The organism is Tsuneonella sp. CC-YZS046, assembly GCF_035581365.1.
Classification (GTDB): Bacteria; Pseudomonadota; Alphaproteobacteria; order Sphingomonadales; family Sphingomonadaceae; genus JAWKXU01.
In genome coordinates, this window is record NZ_CP141590.1 from 2,065,889 (window position 1) to 2,082,581 (window position 16,693).

14 protein-coding genes are annotated in these 16,693 nt (G+C 66.0%); 8 read left to right on the forward strand and 6 right to left on the reverse strand.

Going from position 1 to position 16,693, the window contains the following annotated elements:
* Window positions 1-15 precede the first annotated feature (15 nt).
* The 6 genes from zwf to U8326_RS10220 all read left to right on the forward strand — a co-directional run bounded on the left by zwf (window position 16) and on the right by U8326_RS10220 (window position 8,531).
* A complete protein-coding gene (gene zwf / locus U8326_RS10195) occupies window positions 16-1,455 on the forward strand; it encodes a glucose-6-phosphate dehydrogenase (RefSeq protein ID WP_324740139.1) in 1,440 nt (479 codons plus the stop codon).
* Window positions 1,456-1,490: 35 nt separating this feature from the next.
* A complete protein-coding gene (edd, locus tag U8326_RS10200; RefSeq protein ID WP_324740140.1) occupies window positions 1,491-3,320 on the forward strand; it encodes a phosphogluconate dehydratase in 1,830 nt (609 codons plus the stop codon).
* Window positions 3,317-4,300, forward strand: coding sequence for a glucokinase (gene glk, locus U8326_RS10205; protein WP_324740141.1), 984 nt, complete (start codon window positions 3,317-3,319; stop codon window positions 4,298-4,300). The genes edd and glk overlap by 4 nt, the downstream gene beginning before the upstream one ends.
* The gene (eda, locus tag U8326_RS10210; protein WP_324740142.1) at window positions 4,297-4,914 is read left to right on the forward strand and encodes a bifunctional 4-hydroxy-2-oxoglutarate aldolase/2-dehydro-3-deoxy-phosphogluconate aldolase; all 618 of its coding nucleotides are present in this window, start codon (window positions 4,297-4,299) and stop codon (window positions 4,912-4,914) included. Before glk ends, eda begins: the two co-directional genes overlap by 4 nt.
* A complete protein-coding gene (locus U8326_RS10215; RefSeq protein WP_324740143.1) occupies window positions 4,911-7,685 on the forward strand; it encodes a phosphoenolpyruvate carboxylase in 2,775 nt (924 codons plus the stop codon). The genes eda and U8326_RS10215 overlap by 4 nt, the downstream gene beginning before the upstream one ends.
* Window positions 7,686-7,787: 102 nt before the next feature.
* Entirely contained in the window at window positions 7,788-8,531 is a 744-nt protein-coding gene (locus U8326_RS10220; RefSeq protein ID WP_324740144.1) for a L,D-transpeptidase family protein, read from the forward strand.
* An 8-nt stretch (window positions 8,532-8,539) separates the two neighbouring features.
* Here U8326_RS10220 and tilS read toward each other — a convergent pair whose 3' ends face one another.
* The 5 genes from tilS to U8326_RS10245 form a co-directional block, all read right to left on the reverse strand.
* Complete coding sequence (gene tilS / locus U8326_RS10225; protein WP_324740145.1) at window positions 8,540-9,517, reverse strand: tRNA lysidine(34) synthetase TilS; 978 nt, start codon at window positions 9,515-9,517, stop codon at window positions 8,540-8,542.
* Entirely contained in the window at window positions 9,483-10,484 is a 1,002-nt protein-coding gene (locus U8326_RS10230) for a tetratricopeptide repeat protein (RefSeq protein ID WP_324740147.1), read from the reverse strand. The genes tilS and U8326_RS10230 overlap by 35 nt, the downstream gene beginning before the upstream one ends.
* Window positions 10,485-10,603: 119 nt before the next feature.
* Window positions 10,604-11,425 carry a helix-turn-helix domain-containing protein gene (locus U8326_RS10235; RefSeq protein WP_324740148.1) on the reverse strand — a complete coding sequence of 274 codons (822 nt, stop codon included), beginning with the start codon at window positions 11,423-11,425 and terminating at the stop codon, window positions 10,604-10,606.
* Window positions 11,426-11,572: 147 nt separating this feature from the next.
* Window positions 11,573-13,846, reverse strand: a complete 2,274-nt coding sequence (ptsP, locus tag U8326_RS10240) for a phosphoenolpyruvate--protein phosphotransferase (RefSeq protein WP_324740149.1) — start codon at window positions 13,844-13,846, stop codon at window positions 11,573-11,575.
* A gap of 110 nt (window positions 13,847-13,956) precedes the next feature.
* Entirely contained in the window at window positions 13,957-14,112 is a 156-nt protein-coding gene (locus U8326_RS10245) for a YdcH family protein (RefSeq protein WP_324740150.1), read from the reverse strand.
* A gap of 185 nt (window positions 14,113-14,297) precedes the next feature.
* On the opposite strand from U8326_RS10245, the gene U8326_RS10250 reads away from it, so the two are divergent.
* Complete coding sequence (locus U8326_RS10250) at window positions 14,298-14,495, forward strand: YdcH family protein (protein ID WP_324740151.1); 198 nt, start codon at window positions 14,298-14,300, stop codon at window positions 14,493-14,495.
* Between the two features lie 175 nt (window positions 14,496-14,670).
* Entirely contained in the window at window positions 14,671-15,138 is a 468-nt protein-coding gene (locus U8326_RS10255) for a DUF1465 family protein (RefSeq protein ID WP_324740152.1), read from the forward strand.
* A gap of 39 nt (window positions 15,139-15,177) precedes the next feature.
* On the opposite strand, the gene glpK is transcribed toward U8326_RS10255, so the two are convergent.
* Window positions 15,178-16,650: a glycerol kinase GlpK gene (gene glpK, locus U8326_RS10260; RefSeq protein ID WP_324740153.1), complete on the reverse strand. Its 1,473-nt coding sequence runs from the start codon at window positions 16,648-16,650 to the stop codon at window positions 15,178-15,180.
* Window positions 16,651-16,693 lie beyond the last annotated feature (43 nt).

Below are 16,693 nucleotides of genomic sequence, written 5' to 3' on the forward strand. Positions count from 1 at the left end.
GCGGAGTATCCGCGCATGAGTTTCACGGCGGACCGTCTGCTGGTGTTCGGGGCGACCGGCGATCTGGCGCAGCGCATGCTGCTGCCCTCGCTATGCGCGCTGGATGCGGACGAGTTGATCGATCCGAAGCTGACCATCGTGGGGACGGCCCGCTCGGAATATGACGATGCCAGGTATCGCAACTTTGCCCGCGCGGCGCTGGAAAAATACCTGCCGGAAGGCCGCAAGAGCGGGATCGCCACCTTTCTCAACCGGCTGAGCTACCAGCCGCTCGATGCCTCGACCGCGGCCGGGTTCGACCGGCTGGCGCGGAAGGTGGGCGAACCGGAAAACGGGCTGGCGATATTCCTGTCCACCGCCCCCAGCCTGTTCGAGCCGACCATCGCCGGGCTGGCGGCCAGCGGCCTCGCCGGCGAGCATGTGCGGATCGGCCTGGAAAAGCCGCTCGGCAACGATCTTGCCAGCAGCCGCAAGATCAATGACGCGGTGGCCGGGGCCTTCCCCGAGCAGCGCATATTCCGGATCGATCATTATCTCGGCAAGGAGACTGTCCAGAACCTGCTGGCGCTGCGCTTCGCCAACCTGATGTTCGAGCCGCTGTGGAACGCCGCCTATATCGATCATGTCCAGATCACCGTTGCGGAGACGGTCGGCCTCGAAAGCCGGGCGGATTTCTACGATGGCGCCGGCGCATTGCGCGACATGGTGCAGAACCACATGCTCCAGCTTCTCGCGCTGGTGGCGATGGAGCCGCCGGTCCATTACGATTCCACCGCGATCCGCGACGAGAAGGTGAAGGTGCTGCGCGCGCTGCGCCCGATTTCAGCGGGCGAAAGCGTGACGGGGCAATATCGCGCCGGGGCGATCGGCGGAAAGGCCGTGCCGGGCTATGACGAGGAGCTTGGCCGGGACAGCGCCACCGAGACATTCGTGGCGCTCAAGGCGCATCTCGACAATTGGCGGTGGAAGGGCGTGCCCTTTTACCTGAGGACGGGCAAGCGCCTGCCCAGGCGGGTGACGGAGATCGTCGTCCAGTTCCGCTGCATCCCGCATTCGATCTTCGCGGGCAACGGTGCCCGGACCAAGCCCAACCGCCTGCTGATCGGCATCCAGCCCGAGGAGAATGTCACCCTGTCGCTGATGGCCAAGGTGCCCGGGCTGGACCGCGACGGGATCGGCCTGCGCGAAGTGCCGCTGGACATCGCCATGCCCGATGCGTTCACCGGCACGCACCGGCGGATTGCCTATGAACGGCTGCTGCTGGACCTGATCGAAGGCGACCAGACCCTGTTCGTCCGCCGCGACGAGGTGGAGGCCCAATGGGAATGGATCGATGCGATCCGCGCCGGATGGGACAAGGACGCGCTGGAGCCGCGCCCCTACACCGCCGGAAGCTGGGGCCCGAGCGCCGCCATCGCCCTGACCGAGCGCGACGGGGTCACGTGGCATGAGTAGGCGGGCATGAATAATCCGGGCACGAGCAACCGCGCATGAGCGAGCATCTTCACCCCACGATCGCGCGGGTCACGCAGCGGATCGTCGAACGGTCGGCGGATTCCCGGCGGCGCTATCTCGATCTGATGGAGCGCGCGGCGGAGCACCAGCCCGGCCGCGACAGCCTGGCCTGCTCCAATCTGGCCCATGGCTTCGCCGCCGCGCTGGAGGACAAGCCCGCCATCGCCGGAGGGCGCGGCCCCAACCTCGCTATCGTCACCGCCTATAACGACATGCTTTCCGCGCATCAGCCCTATGGGACCTATCCGGCGCAGATGAAGCTCTATGCGCGGGAAGCGGGTGCCACCGCGCAGGTCGCGGGCGGCACGCCTGCTATGTGCGATGGTGTGACCCAGGGGCAGGACGGCATGGAACTGTCCCTGTTCAGCCGCGACGTCATCGCCCTTTCCACCGCCGTTGCCCTGAGCCATGCGATGTATGACGGCGCCGCACTGCTCGGCATCTGCGACAAGATCGTGCCGGGCCTGCTGATCGGGGCGCTGCGTTTCGGCCATTTGCCCGCGATCTTCGTGCCTTCCGGCCCGATGCCGTCCGGCATCGACAACAAGGAAAAGCAGAAGGTCCGCCAGCTCTACGCCGAAGGCAAGGCGACCCGCGCCGAGCTGCTGGAAAGCGAAAGCGCCAGCTATCATTCGCCCGGCACCTGCACCTTCTACGGCACCGCGAACTCCAACCAGATGATGATGGAACTGATGGGGCTGCATATGCCGGGGGCCGCCTTCGTCCAGCCCGGCACGCCCCTGCGCAACGCGCTTACCCGCGCCGCGACCCGCAGGCTGGCCGCCATTGCCGGGGAAGGGAACGATCATCGCCCGCTCGCCCGCTGCGTCGATGAAAAAGCCATCGTCAATGCGGCGGTGGGCCTGCTGGCCACAGGCGGCTCCACCAACCATGCGATCCACCTGCCCGCCATCGCCCGCGCCGCCGGGATCGTTCTCGACTGGCAGGATCTGGACGAACTTTCCGCAGCAGTGCCACTGATCGCGCGGGTCTATCCCAATGGATCGGGCGACGTGAACCATTTCCATGCCGCCGGGGGGATGGCCTATGTCATCGGCGAACTGCTCGATGCCGGGCTTGCCCATCGCGATATTCGGACGGTGGCCGGCAGCAACCTGTCGGCCTATGCCGAAACGCCGGTGCTGGAAGGCGGCGCCCTTGCCTGGCGCCCGGCCGGCGAAAGCGGCGACGACACCATGCTTCGTCCCGTTGCCCACCCTTTCCTGCCCGATGGCGGAATGCGGCTGGTGCAGGGCAATCTCGGCCGCGCCACCTTCAAGACCAGCGCGGTGGAAAAGGAACGCTGGACCATCGAGGCGCCCTGCCGGGTGTTCGACCGGCAGGAGGATGTCGTCCACGCCTTCTCCACCGGAGAACTCGACAAGGATGTCGTGGTGGTGGTGCGCTTTCAGGGGCCCCGTGCCAATGGCATGCCCGAACTCCACAAGCTCACGCCGCCCCTCGGCGTGCTGCAGGACCGGGGGCATCGGGTCGCATTGGTGACGGACGGGCGCATGTCGGGCGCATCCGGCAAGGTGCCCGCCGCGATCCACGTAACCCCTGAGGCCCTGGCCACGAAGGACGGGAAGTGGGGGCCGCTGGCGCTCCTGCGCGATGGCGACACGATCAGGCTGTGCGCGGAACGGGGCCTGCTTGCGACCGATGCGGATCTGGCGGCGCGCGCGCCCTGCGCTCCGCCCGCGCCCGCATGGGGCACGGGCCGCGAGCTCTTCGCGATGTTTCGCGCCGACGCGGATGGTGCCGAACAGGGCGCCTCGGCCATGCTGGCAGTGGCCGGGCTGTGACCGGGCTCGTCGCTCTCGACATTGGAGGGACTCATGCCCGCTTCGCCCTTGCCGAGGTCGGGGCGGATGGGGCGATCGCGCTGGAGGAGCCACAAACGCTCCGGACCAGCGATTACGATTGCCTGGAGCAGGCCTGGCGGGAGTTCGAACGGCGCTGCGGATGCACGCTTCCCCAAGCCGCCGCGATAGCGATCGCCGGACCGGTCACGGGCGGCATCGTGCGGATGACCAACAACAGCTGGGTGGTCGATACCGCCCGGCTCAAGGATCGGCTCGGGCTGGGCAGGATCAGCATGCTCAATGATTTCGGGGCAGTCGCCCATGCCGCCGCACAGGCGCCGGACAGCGACTTCCTCCACATCAGCGGGCCGGACCGGCCGCTGCCCGCCTCCGGCACGATCAGCGTGATTGGTCCCGGCACCGGGCTGGGCATCGCCCATTTCTGGCGCGACGGCACAGGCAGCTACCATGTGCAGGCCACCGAAGGCGCCCATATCGAGTTCGGCCCGGTCGACGCACTGGACGACGCCATCCTTGCCCGGCTGAGGACCCGGCATGACCGCGTATCGGTGGAGCGGGTCGTATCCGGCCCCGGCCTCGTCGAGATCTATCAGGCGCTGGCCGCCGCCACGGGCGTTGCAGCCCCGGAACAGGACGACCGGACCTTGTGGGAAACGGGCCTGAGCCAGGACAATGGGCTGGCGAAAGCCGCGATAGACCGCTTTTGTCTTTCGCTCGGCAGCGTCGCGGGCGATTATGCGCTGGCCCATGGCGCCGGCGCCGTGGTGATCGCAGGCGGGCTTGGCTATCGGCTGCGCGATCTGCTGCCGCGCTCGGGCTTCGCGGAGCGCTTCCGCTTCAAGGGCCGATACGAAGGAATGATGGCGAATATCCCGGTAAAGCTCCTGACCCATCCACAGCCCGGCCTGTTCGGCGCGGCGGCCGCCTTTCAGCGCCAGTTTTCAGGAGAAACCGCATGATCCCGCCGATCCAGGACATCATGCTCGCCGCGCCGGTCATCCCGGTGCTGGTGATCGAGGATGCCGGTCATGCCCGGCCAATCGCCGAAGCGCTGGTATCGGGCGGCCTGCGGGTGCTCGAAGTCACCCTGCGCACGCCTGCCGCGCTCGAGGCGATCCGGGAGATGAAGCAGGTGCCCGGCGCCATCGTCGGCGCCGGGACAGTGACGAACGCGGATGAATGCGAAGCCGCATTGAAAGCGGGCAGCGAGTTCATCGTCTCCCCCGGCCTCACCGAAAATCTCACCCGGGTCGTCACCAGCCACGGCCTGCCTTTCCTGCCCGGAGTGTCGACAGCCAGCGACATCATGCGCGGCCTCGATCTGGGCCTCGCCCATTTCAAGTTCTTCCCCGCCATCCCTTCCGGCGGACTGCCCGCGCTCAAGGCGCTCGCCGGGCCTTTCGGGCAATGCCGGTTCTGCCCCACGGGGGGAATCAGGCAGGACAGCGCGGCCGAATGGCTTGCCGAAGACTTCGTGCTCTGCGTCGGCGGAAGCTGGATCGTCCCCCCCGGACCGCCGGACCTCGCCGCCATCGAACGGGCCGCGCGCAAGGCGAGCGAACTGCGCGCATGAAAAACGTCGCCCAGCTCCACGAACGGCTGCAGGTCCTGCATCAACTCACGCAGGAAACGCCGCTGTTCAACCCGGTGTTCCAGCTCTCGCTCGATCTCTCGCGCGAGCTGGAATCGGGCGGCCTCGATCTCGATGCCATTGAAGGGCTGGTCGCGGAGATTGAATGCGACGCATTGCACAGCCGCGCGGAACGGCTCCGCCGGCTGGTCGCCCCGACCTCGCCGCACAGCAATCTGCAAAGGCTGGACGAACTGGCAGGGAGCGATTTCGAAACCTACCGCGCGCGCTGGGAAAGCCCGCAAATCCACGCAGTGTTCACCGCCCATCCGACCTTCCTGTTGTCCCCGGCCCAGACGGAGGCGATTGCCCTCAGCGCCTCGCAGGAAGGCCCGATCGACAACAGCGTATGCGTGGCCAGCCCCGAGCGCCCGTCCATCACGCTGGAGTATGAACATGACCGGGCCTTGCGGGCCATTCGCCATGGCGCGGAGGCCCGCGACGCGATCGTCACTCGCCTGCTGGAAAACGCGCAGCGGCTCTGGCCCGACAAGTGGCGTGAACTCGAGCCCCTTCCGTTCCGCTTCGCAAGCTGGGTCGGCTACGACATGGACGGCCGCACCGACATCGCCTGGCACACCAGCATCGGCTTCCGGCTGGCGGAGAAGGAGGAACGGCTTGGCCGCTATGTCCTGTCGCTGGAGCGGATCGATCCCGGTCATCCGCTGCTGCCCGGGCTGCGCGGCGCGCATCGCTGGTCGCAGGAACGGGCGGCTGACTTCGCCGGGGATCTGAGCGAGCCTGCCGCGCTGTCCGCCGCGGCCAACCGGCTGACCGAGGACCACCCCGACAAGCTGCTGTCGCTCGCTCCGCTGATCCGACAGCTGGAGGAGGAAGCCCGCCACGCACCGGACGAACCCGCCATCGCGCTCAAGACGCTCGCCGCCGCGATGCGCGCGGACGGCCTGGGCGCGGGCTGGATTCATTTCCGGGTCAATTCCAGCCAGTTGCACAATGCCATCCGCCGGCGGATCGATCCGGACGACACGCTCGATCTCGCGAGCCGTTCCTCGCTGGGCAAGCTGCGCCAGCTGATCGCCGCGGTCAGGCCCTTGCGCGCGAATTTCGGCGCGCTGGCGATCGAAAGCAGCACGGCGATCCGGCAGTTCCTCGCCATGGCGCAAATCCTGCACCATATCGACGCGGACGCGCCGATCCGCATGTTGATCGCCGAATGCGAGCAGCCGACGACCGTGCTGGCCGCGCTCTACTTCGCCCGGCTTTTCGGGATCGACAACAAGGTGGACGTCTCGCCCTTGTTCGAAACCGAAAGCGCGCTGGAGCATGGCGGCCGCTTTCTCGACGCGCTGCTGGCGGAGGAAGCCTATCGCGCCTATGCGCGGCGGAGGGGGCGCATCGCAATCCAGACCGGCTTTTCCGATGCGGGCCGCTTTGTTGGCCAGATTCCGGCCGCCCTCGCCATCGAACGGCTGCAAGGCCGACTCGCCGAAGCGATGGTCGCCAATGAACTCACCGATGTCGCCGCACTCGTCTTCAATACCCATGGCGAGAGCATGGGGCGCGGCGCCCACCCCGATTCCTTCGAGGATCGCCTCGGCTGGCCGCTTTCACCCTGGGCGCGGCGGCGCTTCGTGCGCGCGGGGATCAGGCTGGAGCCGGAAGTCAGCTTCCAGGGCGGCGATGGCTATATGTTCTTCGATACGCCGGAACTCGCGCTGGCGACCCTCACCCGCATTGCCGAAGCGGACCCCGCCGGGACGGACCCAGACGCGCCGACCGACCCCTTCTACCGCCGCACCGACATCAGCCTCGATTTCTATCGGGCGATCCGTGACCATCAGCGCAAGCATCTCGAAAGCCGGACCTATGCCCGGGCGGTCACCGCCTTCGGCCTGGGCCTGCTCAACGAGACCGGCAGCCGCAAGTCGCGCCGCCAATCCGACCTGGCCGCCGACCGCGAGATGAGCCTGCGGCAGATCCGCGCCATCCCACACAATGCGATCCTCCAGCAGCTCGGCTATCCGGTGAACATCATCGCCGGTTTCGGCACGGCAGCGGACGGCAATTACGAAGAGCTTGCCGCATTGCTGCGCGAAAGCGAGCGCGGACGCCAGCTGGTGCGGCTGGTGCGCGCCGCCAATGCCCTGGCCAGCATCAAGACGGTGGCCGCCTATGGCGAGCTGTTCAATTCCGCCTATTGGGCCAGCCGCCCCTATCGCGGCACGGAGCTGCACTTGTCCGGCGCGTGCCAGGTCCTAGCCGAATATCTCACCAAGGACGACCGGAACGGCGTTTACCGCAGGCTCGCATCGCGCCTGCGGGTGGATGCGCTCAAGCTGCATCGCCTGCTCGAGCATCTGCCGGACGAGAACCCCCTGCCCGACCGGGAGCATGTGCGCCGGGCCATCGGCGTGTTGCAGGCGGTCCGCCTCGCCCTGTTCCAGTTCATGTTCCTGCGGGCCGTCTCCGTCCCGGCTTTCAGCCGCGCCAATGACATCAGCCGCGACGACGTGCTCGAAATGGTGTTCACCCTGCGCATCGATGAAGCACTGGGGCAGCTGCGGCGCGCGTTTCCCACCAGCTTTCCCAAGATCGGGGACTTCACCCTGGACGAGAGCACCGATTACCCGGACGACGCGGACGAGGGTTACGGCCAGATCCAGCGCGACTATATCGAGCCGATCGAACGGGCCTATCGCCTGAGCCTGCGGATCGGCACCGCCATTGCCAATGAGTTCGGCGCGCACGGCTGATCTTCGCCCGTTCTGTTAACCTTTGGATCTCGCGCGTCTCGTGGTGAGACGCAGGCAAAGGCACGACTGGAACCGAATCGCATTAACCGGCATAGTGCAGCCATGAATATCGTCTGGAAAGTGATCGGCGCAGTGACTGGCGCAGTGCTGCTGTTCTTCGGTTCGGCCGCGGTGACCGGCCATATCCTCGAGCAGAAGGGCGGCGAGCGCACCTCCGCGCAATCGCCTCGCCCGGAAAGCGAGCCGGTTCTGGCCATGGCCGATCAGGATCTGGCCGGGGCGAACGGGGTTCAGGCAGGAGAGACGCCGTCCGATGCCTCCGATGCCTCCCCCAGTGCCTTGGTGGCGAATGATGCCGGCGCCCCGCCCGCCATTGCCGAACCCCTTGTCATCAAGAGCATCCTGCCGATCCAGGGCCCGATCAAATATGGCGAGTGGCATTGGGACGAAAGCGCCGCTCCCGCGACCGGGAAGATCGTCGTCACCGTGGATCTGGACGCCCGCGTGATCTCGGTCTTCCGCGATGGCCACGAGATCGGCGCCGCGGCGGTGCTGCTGGGCACGGACGACTATCCCACGCCGCTGGGCAAATTCCCGATCCTGCAGAAGCGCAAGGATCATGTTTCCAACATCTATGGCGCGGAGATGCCCTATATGATGCGGCTGACCTGGGATGGTATCAGCATCCATGGCGCCGAGGTGGAGAACGGCTATGCGAGCCATGGCTGCATCGGCACGCCGAACGCCTTTGCCGCCAAGCTTTTTGCCATAGCCAAGCTGGGTGACGAGATTCTGATCAGCCGTGGCAAGATGATCGGTGTCGGAGATAATCTCGCTGCCAGTTGAGCCTATGCTCAGACCCGGCGGGGCGGCTCCTTGCGCAGCACCCATTCGCCCCCGTCGCAACGCGCCACCACCCCGCCCAGCGTGCCGTCCTTGCCGGCCAGCAGGCGATTGAGCAGCCGGGCCACATTGCCGAGCCGGGCTTCCCCGCCGAGCATGGCGATGGCCCGGCCCAATACCCGCAGCATCACGGCGCCCGGTGCGGTGGGGCGATAGCGGATCGCGTCCTCATCGATCCGCACCCGTTCCTGCCATTCGCGCTGGGCCGCCCACTGCAGCACGACCTCGGCATCGGCGATGTGACTGGCGCTGGTGGCCAGTGCGCCGATATCCAGCCAGTCGCACCCTTGCAGGGCCTGGCGCATGCGCGCCCGGTCGAAGCGCGGGTCCTCGTTGCTCGGGTCCCGGACCGCTTCCAGCCCCGCAGCGGACACAATCTCGGCCAGTTCGGCGCGACGCCATCCCAGCAGAGGCCGCAGAACCGGCAATTGCGATCCCGGAATGGCGCCACGCGCGCGCACCCCGGCAAGCCCCGCAACGCCGCTGGCCCGATTGAGGCGCATCAGCAGGGTTTCCGCCTGGTCATCGGCATGATGGGCAGTGGCAATCGCCGAGACGCCCTTGCGAACCGCCCATTCCCTGAGCGCCGTATAACGCGCCTGCCGTGCCGAATCCTGCAGATTGCCGGGCGCGACCTTCACCGCCAGAATTTCATGCGGGATTCCGTGCCCGGCGCATAGTTCCGCCACCATCGCCGCTTCGGAGCCGCTTTCCGTCCGCAGCCCGTGATCGACGGTGGCGATCTCGACCTCGCCCGGCATCACCGCTTCGGCAAGCAGCAGCAGGGCGAGGCTGTCAGGGCCGCCCGATACGGCGAGCCCCAGCTTTCCGCCCTCCGGCCACAGCCGCGCCAGATCGCCCGCGAAGCGAGCGATCAGCGGATGGGGGAAGCTCTCACTTGCAGGTGACCTTACGACGGTTTGCTTCATACTGTTCCCGCAACCTTCCGGTCGCAAGCGCCGGATAGGTATCTCCGAATTCGGCCAGCGCGATGCAGGCCCTTGAGGTGTCTTTCTGGGCGATCATGGATTCAGCGAGATACAGCAGGCTATCCCCTGCCCGATCCCCCTGCTTGTTCGCCTGGTAATTCTTGAGGAACCAGGGGGCGGCTTCGGCCGGCTTGCCCTCGTCCAGATAGGCGCGGCCGAGCAGGTTGCGGCCATAGCTGATCCGCGAATGACTGGGATATTTGTCGACATAGAGGCGCAATTGCTGCTGCGCTTCCGGATAGAATTTCGCCTCCCACAGGCGGAACCCGTAAGTATATTCGTCGTCCCCCGGATCGTTGGTGCTGGGCTTGGCGATCGCCTGCACCGCCGCCAGGCGCTGCGCGCTCGGCGCGGCGGGCTTGGGGGCCGGTGCTGGAGCGGGCGTCGCCGCGGCAGCGGCCGGGGCTGGCGCGGGAGACGGCGTGGCAGCGGCCAGCGGCGCCGCCGGGGCCGTGACCGAAGGCGCGACGGGAACGGCAACCGGCGATCCTGCCGCCGGAGCGACAGGGCTGGCGGGGGCAAGCGCCGCAGCCGCATCGGGATGCAGCTGCGTGACGACCCTGTTCAGCGCGGCGATCGCGTTGGTATTGGTTTCCACCTGGGATGTGAGCCGGGCAAGTTGGCCTTCCAGCGCATCGAGCCGAGCAAGAATATCCGTCACCGCCGTGGTCGCGGGCGGCAGGGTCTTGTCCTGCCCCGCGGCGGCGGATGCGCCGGTCGCCGGAGTCTCGAAGAAGCGGCTGTCCCCGCCCGGAAACACCTTGCGCTGCAATGCCCGTATTTCGGCCTCTATCTTGCGGACCCGTGCGTCGTCCACCTGCGCGATGGCCGGAACCGGCACGCTTCCCGCCAGGATTGCCCCAAAACTCGCAGTAACCGCAAAAATGCGCGCGCGTTTCCCGATCATCCGATCTGCTCCTGTCCAAAATACCCGATCAAGCTGCACCTTGGCGGCGCGACGCCAAACCGCAGATTAATGCCCCGCTTTTGCCGAAGCAGGCGAAGCCTGTCGAGCGCGCGGGCAGTTTAAGCTGTGGGCGAAGCGGCGGCGGCGGTCTGCTGCGGCCGGGGCGGGCGCGCCAGCAACGCTTCCGCAGTGACGGGAACATCCTTAACGATGCCCTCTTTCTCGCTCAGGCGGGGGATCGGGCGCCCGCCAACGCTTATCGACAAGGCATCCGGCCGCCCCGTCCACAACAGCGGCCCCTGCGCGTCCGCCGGCACCGTATAGGTTTCACCCTTCGCCATTTGCTTCTGCATGAGCTGCTTGCCCTGCGCATCGTAGAATTTCACCCAGACCTCGTCTTCCAACGCAGTGAAGACCACCGGGCCGGATACCGCCGGCTGCGCGGGCGCGGGCTGCGGAACGCCCGCCGGAGCGGGAGCTTCGGTTTCCTCCCGAAGGGGAGGGAGTGTCTCCGCGGGCGAAAAGAAGCTGCGATAGAACATGAAGCCGCCCACCAGCAGGAGCAATACCGCCAATGCGGAGATCCATCCAAGCTGCGCGGAAGGAACGCGGGCCGGATCGCCCGGCTCGAACGTGCTGCCCATTCGGCGGAAGCGGTCGGCCTGCGTGGAATCGAGGGTATTGCGCACTGCCGCAACCGCCTCGGCTTCGTTCAATCCCACCAGACGCGCATAGCTGCGAGTAAAACCCACCGCATAGGTGCGCGCGGGCAGGTCCGCGAACTGGCCATCCTCGATCATTTTCAGATGACGCTCGGAAATTCTCAGCGCGGCGGAAACGTCCGCAAGGCTCAGGCCCTTGTCCAGACGCGCCTGACGCAAACCCGCGTCGACGCCCGAACCGCCGTCAGGACCTGGATTTTCCTGTTCTTGTATGACCATTCTTTCCCTCGCCCCCCAGCATGGCGTCACCGGACCAAATCGAGACTCACACAAAATTGACTTGCATCACAAGTCAAGCGAGGCCGCATTTACCAGCATAGTCCCGCGACCGGCCGGTTGCCAGTTGCGACGAAGACTGATTGTTATTCAATCGGTTTCAATGCCTCTCTCATCCGCCCATGCCTTCAACTCGGCGCGCAGGGAGACAGGGGGATTGTGCAGCCAGTTCTCCATGGCTGCCCGGATTTCCGATATATCGACCTTGCAGATCAGTTCCTTGATCGGCCCCACGGCCGCCGGAGTGATGGACAGGCGCCGAAACCCGACGCCCAGCAGCGCCAGCGCCTCGAGCCGCCGCCCCCCCATTTCCCCGCACACGCCCACGTCGACTCCGCTGCCCTTGGTGTTGTCCAGGACACGGCGCAGGAACCGCAGGATGGATGGGCTCACCCAGTCATATCTTTCGGCCAGCTTGGGATTGGCGCGGTCCGCCGCGAACAGGAACTGGGTCAGATCGTTGGTGCCGATGGAAAGGAACGACAGCTTGGGGATGAGCACGTCGAGGACTTCCGCCAGCGCCGGCACTTCCAGCATCGCCCCGTAATAGATCGCTTCGGGCAGGGGTTTCTTCTGGCCCTTGAGATAGGTGCGCTGCCCTTCGAACACTTGCCGCGCGGCATCGAACTCCCATGGCTCGGAAACCAGCGGGAACATAACATGGAGCGTGCGCCCGGCGGCGGCTTCCATCAAGGCGCGGGCCTGCGCCTTGAGCAATCCTTCCCGCTCCAGCGCGAGACGCAGGGCGCGCCAGCCCATGGCCGGATTTTCGTCGCCTTCATTGTTGCTCTCGCGCAGGTAAGGCAGCGCCTTGTCGCCGCCGACATCGACGGTGCGGAACACCACAGGCCGGTCGCCCGCTGCATCCAGCACATCGCGATAGAGCCGGGTCTGCCGTTCCCGTGCGGGCAAGGCGGCGGCGACGAGGAACTGGAATTCCGTCCGGAACAGCCCGATCCCATCCGCGCCGGTCAGATTGAGCATCGGCATATCGTCGCGCAGGCCTGCGTTCATCATGACCTTGATGCGCTTGCCGTCGCGGCTGATCGGGCTGACATCGCGCAGTCTCGCATAGGCGGCCTGCCGTTCCTTGTTGCGGGCGAACCGCGCTTCGAACGCCTCCTGCATGGCCACTGTCGGGCGCGCGGTCGCGGTGCCGGTATCCCCGTCGAGCAATATCTCGTCGCCTTCCCGCACAAGGCCGCGCAACCCCCGCACACGCCCCAGCACCGGCACGCCCATCGCGCGAGCCACGATCACGACATGGGCCGTGAGCGACCCTTCCTCGAGGATCACGCCCTTCAGGCGCCGCTTGTCATATTCGAGCAGTTCGGCCGGGCCGAGGTTTCGCGCAATCAGGACCGCATCGCCGCGCAGGCCCTTGGTCGCCGCAGTGCCGAGCTGGCCGGAAACGATTCTCAGCAGCCGGTTGGCCAGATCTTCAAGATCGTGCATCCGCTCGGCAAGCAGCTGATCGTCGATCTGGCGCATGCGCATGCGCGTGCGCTGCTGCACCCGCTCGATCGCCGCTTCCGCCGTCAGGCCGGAATCGATCGCCTCGTTGATGCGCCGCGTCCAGCCTTCGTCATAGGCGAACATCTTGTATGTCTTGAGCACCTCCTCATGCTCGCCACCGACGCCGAACTCCGCCTGGCTCGCCATGCGGTCGATCTGTTCGCGCATCTTGTCGAAAGCGAGATAGACCCGTTGCCGCTCCGCCTCGACATCTTCCGCGACCACCTGCTCGATAGTCACCCTGGGCTGGTGATAGACCGCCACGCCGCTCGCCAGGCCCTTCACCAACGACAGGCCCCTGATGATCTGCGGCCCGCTCAGCGCCGGATTGCTGCTGTCGAGATCCTCCTCGTCGATCAGGTCGGCATTGGAGATCAGTTCCGCCAGAACCATGGCCACCGTCTGCAGCGCCTCGATCTCGATCTCCTCGTAGCGCCGGGGGTCGACATGCTGCACGCATAGAACGCCGACCGCGCGTTCCCGCCGGACGATCGGCACGCCGGCAAAGGAATGGAACTTCTCTTCGCCGGTTTCGGGCCGATACTGGAAGTCCGGGTGAGCGGCCGCCTCCGCGAGATTGAGCGTCTCCACATTTTCGGCGATCGTGCCGGTCAGGCCCTCGCCAACCGCCATCCGCGTGACGTGAACCGCGCTCTGGTTCAGGCCCCGGGTCGCGAACAGTTCCAGCATGCCTTCGCGCAGCAAGTAGATCGAACAGACTTCGCTGTTGAGGCTTTCGCCAATTATCTCAACGACCTGATTCAATTTCGCCTGCGCATGCAAGCGGGAAGCCATCACGTCATGCAGACGGATGAGGATCGTGCGGGCAGCATTGGTGGCAGCGGTCATACTCTGCGAGTATAACAGATCGCGCCATTTGGGAACGCATGGTCGCGTCTAATTGATTCCGGCGAGGCAGGAGCGCCAGCCCGCGCGAGGCGGGCGGGCGCGGTATGCGATCAGAGCTGGGACAGCTCCTCCTTGATCCGCAACTTCTGCTTCTTGAGGAACTGGATCGCGCCCTCATCCGGCGAAGGGCGGCTCATCTCCGCCCGGATCTTCTGTTCCAGGCCTTGATGCTTGAGCTGCAATGCGCTGACGTGAGGCGATTCCATAGGCTATCTCCTTCCTCTAGCGTGCGCCTGTCGGCGCGGACCGCGATGCTCCGGCAAACCGGAGTCGCGTGATTGTCATTGAAACATATTCTGCCTATTTTGCGAAGCCGATCCGTCGAGCTTTCGATAAGCGACCACGGGCGCGAGACGAATGGTCCGATCACGAATTGCGGGGAGCTTTGCCGGTGACCGAACAGGAGATGCGCAAGCGACTGGAGGCCTTACGCATCGAACATCGCGATCTCGACGCAGCGATCGAAGCCCTCTCCGCCTCCGGCAGCTCCGACCAGCTTCAGATCGCTCAACTCAAGAAGCGCAAGCTCCTGCTGAAGGACCAGATCGCCATTCTGGAAGATTATCTCATTCCGGATATCATCGCCTGACGCGGCCGGCGGCGGGCTGCCCGCAGTGCCTGGTGCGCGCCGTTGCTTCCTCGCCGCGCAGGCAGGCAGCGCCGCGAAATTCAGTTCCGCAGCGGGACAAGGCGAATTTGCATTGGGACAATTCGCTCCGCTCTCTGGCTTTGCCGCCCCTGCTGGATTAGCCATGGGTTCGCGCATGACAGGGCCAGCGAACATAAACCCGCATATCATCGAAACGCTTTACAGCGAGGCGATGGTGCTTGCCGACAATGTGCGCGACGCTTTCGATATGTCGGGCAGGATCAGCAGGCTGGCGGAAGATGAAGATCTGGCCCGGATCGCGCTTTCCTGTGAAGCGCTGCGCGCAACCACGCGGATGATGCACACGATCGCATGGCTGCTCAACCAGCGCGCCTACTTCAATGGCGAGCTAAGCGAATTTCAGCTGCGGCGGCATGGACGGCTGCCAAGGGACAAGGCGGCAATCGACGCCGAGAATTATGCGCTGCTCGACCCGGCCCTGCGCGAGCTTATCGGCCGGACCCAGCGCTTTCATGCCCGCATAGCGCGGCTCGACAACGCCTGGCGCGATGGCTTTTCCGCCCATCCCGGCGCCATCCATCGCCTGCGCGACCGGCTGGGGCAAGCCGTCAGCCGCATCTGAAACGGCGCAACAAGGCACACAACGGCTATACAACCGAACCTAGACGGAAGCGATGGCAGCCTGCCAGCGCGTCAGACGCTCCCTCCGGTCGCCATCCTCCATCATCGGCTCGAAAATCCGGGCCGGCCCCCGCATCGATCGCGCGGCGCTTTCGAGATCGGGATAAAGCCCCACGCCCAGCGCGGCCAGCACCGCGGCGCCCAGCGCGGTGGTTTCCACATAATCCGGGCGCTCGACCGGCAGGCGCAGAATATCCGCCAGATCCTGCGCCATCCAGTCGTTCGCGCTCATGCCGCCATCGATCCGCAAGCTGGTCCAGCCCGCATCGTCGGCCTCGAAAGCGCGAGCCAGATCATGAGTCTGATGGGACATCGCCTCGAGAGCGGCGCGGGCGATCTGCGCCTTGCCGCTGTTGAAGCTGAGCCCCGCGATGGCTCCCCGCGCCTCGGGGCGCCAATGTGGCGCACCTAGGCCGGACAAGGCCGGGACAATCGTAACGCCGCCTGAATCCGGAATCGAGGCCGCGAGCCGCGCGGTTTCATCCGCGCTGGAAATGATGCCCAAAGTATCGCGCAGCCACTGGATCAGGCTGCCCGCGACAAAGACGGAACCTTCCAGCGCATAATGGCGCTGCCCGCCAAGCTGGCGAAGCACCGTGCCAAGCAGGCGGTTGGCCGACCGGGGAACCGTGCTTCCCATATTCGAAAGCACGAAGGCGCCGGTGCCATAGGTCGCCTTGCAATCGCCGGGGTTGAGACAGGCCTGCCCGATGGTGGCGGATTGCTGATCCCCGGCCAGGCCGCAGATCGGTATCGCCCGGCCGAACAGGTCGGGGCTGGTGGACGCGATCGGCCCGGCATTGTCGCATACTTCCGGCAAGGCGCGCGACGGCACGCCGAACAGATCGCACAGCCCCGCATCCCATGATGCCCCCTCGAGCGGCAGCAGCAAGGTCCGGCTGGCATTGCTGGCATCCGACAGGTGGGCGCCGCCTGTCAGATTGTAGAGCAGCCAGCTTTCGATCGTACCGAAGGCAAGCGTGCCCTTTGCCGCCGCCGCGGCCACCTGCGGCTCATTGTCGATCAGCCAGCGCATCTTGGTGGCCGAAAAATAAGGGTCCAGCAGCAGCCCGGTCTTCTCCCGCACCGCATCCTCATGGCCCGCCGCGCGCAATTGCCCGCACTGGGCCGCAGTGCGGCGATCCTGCCAGACCAGCGCGCGGGACAACGGCTGCCCGCCAGCCTTGTCCCAGGCCACGACCGTTTCGCGCTGATTGGTTATGCCTATGGCGGCGATCCGTTCGGCGCCCCCTGCCTGGCGCACCGCATCCTGCGCCACGCCGAGCGTCTTGTCCCAGATTTCCGCCGGGTCGTGTTCGACATGCCCCGGGGCAGGATAATGCTGGATCAATTCCCGCTGCGCGACGGCAAGCTGAAGCCCGGCGGCGGTGAAGATCATGGCCCGGGTGGAAGTGGTTCCTTCATCGAGAACGAGAATGAGATCGCCCGGCATGCCTTCTCCCTTTTCAAGCGCGGCCCGTTGAAACCGAACCGGC

Coding starts and splice junctions, on each gene's coding strand:
- zwf (WP_324740139.1), top strand. CDS start 16: ATGAGTTTCACGGCGGACCGTCTGCTGGTGTTCGGGGCGACCGGCGAT.
- edd (WP_324740140.1), top strand. CDS start 1,491: ATGAGCGAGCATCTTCACCCCACGATCGCGCGGGTCACGCAGCGGATC.
- eda (WP_324740142.1), top strand. CDS start 4,297: ATGATCCCGCCGATCCAGGACATCATGCTCGCCGCGCCGGTCATCCCG.
- U8326_RS10215 (WP_324740143.1), top strand. CDS start 4,911: ATGAAAAACGTCGCCCAGCTCCACGAACGGCTGCAGGTCCTGCATCAA.
- U8326_RS10220 (WP_324740144.1), top strand. CDS start 7,788: ATGAATATCGTCTGGAAAGTGATCGGCGCAGTGACTGGCGCAGTGCTG.
- tilS (WP_324740145.1), bottom strand. CDS start 9,517: ATGAAGCAAACCGTCGTAAGGTCACCTGCAAGTGAGAGCTTCCCCCAT.
- U8326_RS10230 (WP_324740147.1), bottom strand. CDS start 10,484: ATGATCGGGAAACGCGCGCGCATTTTTGCGGTTACTGCGAGTTTTGGG.
- U8326_RS10235 (WP_324740148.1), bottom strand. CDS start 11,425: ATGGTCATACAAGAACAGGAAAATCCAGGTCCTGACGGCGGTTCGGGC.
- ptsP (WP_324740149.1), bottom strand. CDS start 13,846: ATGACCGCTGCCACCAATGCTGCCCGCACGATCCTCATCCGTCTGCAT.
- U8326_RS10245 (WP_324740150.1), bottom strand. CDS start 14,112: ATGGAATCGCCTCACGTCAGCGCATTGCAGCTCAAGCATCAAGGCCTG.
- U8326_RS10255 (WP_324740152.1), top strand. CDS start 14,671: ATGACAGGGCCAGCGAACATAAACCCGCATATCATCGAAACGCTTTAC.
- glpK (WP_324740153.1), bottom strand. CDS start 16,650: ATGCCGGGCGATCTCATTCTCGTTCTCGATGAAGGAACCACTTCCACC.